The 1607-nt window shown below is 74.0% G+C and carries 3 protein-coding genes; 2 read left to right on the top strand and 1 reads right to left on the bottom strand.

What is annotated here, in order from left to right:
* Positions 1 to 238: 238 nt before the first annotated feature.
* Entirely contained in the window at positions 239 to 463 is a 225-nt protein-coding gene (locus FV222_RS25425; RefSeq protein ID WP_147751799.1) for a hypothetical protein, read from the top strand.
* Between the two features lie 97 nt (positions 464 to 560).
* Positions 561 to 1295 carry a ComF family protein gene (locus FV222_RS25420; protein WP_246685659.1) on the top strand — a complete coding sequence of 245 codons (735 nt, stop codon included), beginning with the start codon at positions 561 to 563 and terminating at the stop codon, positions 1293 to 1295.
* Between the two features lie 9 nt (positions 1296 to 1304).
* Here FV222_RS25420 and FV222_RS25415 read toward each other — a convergent pair.
* The coding region (locus tag FV222_RS25415; protein WP_147815945.1) for a GNAT family N-acetyltransferase at positions 1305 to 1607 on the bottom strand (303 nt) is incomplete at its 5' end.

Raw genomic sequence — 1607 nt, 5'->3', positions numbered from 1 at the left:
GCCCGTGCGTCGCGCGCGGGCGAGGCGGCGGCGGGCGAGCCCGGTGTCGAACAGATGCGAAGGCGCTGTCATGCACAGCCACACATGGCGCTCGACCCGTCCGGTTGCCAGCTGCGGCGGCGCTCGGCGAAGGTGGTCGGCCGACCATCACAGTTTTGCGAGGGTGGAACGGGTCTGGACGATCGCCGTTCTTGGTCAGTTCCATCGGCTGCTGAGCCGCATATCGGAGTCGCATCCCATGATCCGCTTTCTGTCCGGGGCCGCCCTGGCCCTCACGATCGTCGCCTTCGGCTCGACCGCCGAGGCCAAGGGCTGCATCAAGGGCGCCATCGTCGGCGGGATCGCCGGCCACTATGCCGGGCACCACGGACTGGTTGGCGCCGCCGCAGGCTGCGCGATCGGTCGCCACCGCGCCAACGCCGAGGCCCGCCGCAACGACCAGACCCCGCCCGCGACGCGCTGAGCCGGCTGCGCGCTGCGTCAGGGCGTGGGTCGTGCCTGCGCCTGAAAATATCGACAGCGAGGAAGGCCGTGCATCGAAAGGTGCGCGGCCTTCCGCCATTTTCGGCCGCGCCGCGCGGGCGCTCGTCGGCCTCGTCTACCCGCCCTCTTGCGCGGGATGCGGCGCAGCCACGGCCGATCCCGGCGCGCTCTGTCCCGCCTGCTGGTCCGGCCTGCGCTTCATCGAGGAGCCGTGCTGCCCGCGCTACGGGACGCCGTTCGCCCTCGACCTCGGGATCGGCCCGCTGCTGTCGCCGCGCGCGATCAGCGATCCGCCGGTCTTCGAGCGGGCGCGAGCGGTGGCGCTCTACGACGACACCGCTCGCGGGCTCGTGCACCGCCTGAAATACGAGGACCGCCTCGACCTCGCCAAGGCGATGGCGGCGATGATGGCCGCCTCCGGCGCCGCCCTGATCGCGGAGGCCGATTGCGTCGTGCCGGTGCCGTTGCATCGCTGGCGGCTGTGGCGACGGCGGTTCAACCAGGCGGCTTTGCTCGCCCGCCCCCTCGCCCGCGCCGGGCGGGTGCCGTTCCTGCCGCAGGTGCTCGCGCGGGTGAAGGCGACGCGCTCGCAGGTGGGCCTGAGCCGCGCCGGGCGCGCCGAGAACCTCCAGGGCGCCTTCCGCGTGCCGCCGGTGCACCGGGCCGCCCTTCAGGGCCGACGCGTCCTCCTCGTCGACGACGTCACCACCACGGGCGCGACAGCGAACGCCGCCGCCCGCGCGCTGCTGCGCGGCGGGGCGGCCTCCGTCGATCTCCTCACCTTCGCGATGGTGGCCGACCCGATCGGCTGAACGGCCGTCTCACGCCGGCGGCAGCCCGCGCGGCCGCAGGGCGGCGATCGTCAGGTCGAAGGCCTCGGCGATGCCCTCGTGCCAGAGCGAGAACGGCGTCGGCCGTTCGAGATGCAGGGCCGCCTCGGCCTCCATGCCGCTGGCCTGCAGGTTGGCGCCGTGGCGCAGCGCGAGACGGCGCATCGGCCCGTTCCGGGCAAGGCACCGCACGTGCAGGTCGCCGACTCTTCGGTTGCGGGCGGCTTCCGTGATCCGCGCGAACAGGGCGCCGCCGAGGCCGCGGCGGCGATACGCGCGCTCGACGGCGGAGGC

Origin of the sequence: Methylobacterium sp. WL103 (assembly GCF_008039885.1) — a bacterium.
In the GTDB taxonomy this organism is placed as follows: Bacteria; Pseudomonadota; Alphaproteobacteria; order Rhizobiales; family Beijerinckiaceae; genus Methylobacterium; species Methylobacterium cerastii.
The sequence above is the reverse complement of the archived record's forward strand: the minus strand, read 5'-3'. Positions and strand labels throughout refer to the sequence as shown.